This is a genomic window from Glycomyces salinus, assembly GCF_016428645.1.
GTDB lineage: Bacteria > Actinomycetota > Actinomycetes > Mycobacteriales > Micromonosporaceae > Glycomyces > Glycomyces salinus.
In genome coordinates this window covers 1-321 of record NZ_JAELXW010000141.1, presented here as the reverse complement: position 1 = coordinate 321, position 321 = coordinate 1, and the positions used below count along the sequence as shown (strand labels likewise).

At 69.8% G+C, this 321-nt stretch carries 1 protein-coding gene; it reads right to left on the bottom strand.

Annotated elements, in window-relative coordinates:
* A partial coding sequence (locus JFB92_RS23820; RefSeq protein WP_199044333.1) for an HNH endonuclease signature motif containing protein occupies positions 1–280 on the bottom strand: 280 nt, incomplete at its 3' end.
* Positions 281–321: the final 41 nt, after the last annotated feature.

The window sequence follows — 321 nt, the reverse complement described above, 5'->3', positions numbered from 1 at the left end:
CGGGGAACAGCCCGAGAGGGAACACGTTGGACACGTCGTCGGCGAAGTCGGCCTCGAGATCGGTGTCGGTCCGCCAGTCCGCGCACCCGCACCCGCCGGGGCCGTCGTGTTCGGTCATGTCGGCGGGGGCGGCCTCGTGTCCTTCGTGGTGGACGATGACCGCCTGCCCGGGGCCGGTCTTGGTGACCGTCCATCCGGGGGTGTGGACGCGGCCGTGGTGGAACCGGCACAGGAGGATCAGGTTCTCGGCGACCGTGTCGCCGCCGTCGGCCCAATGCACGAGGGGTCCTGTTGGCGAAGTCGGTTGAGTTGACTGGAGTG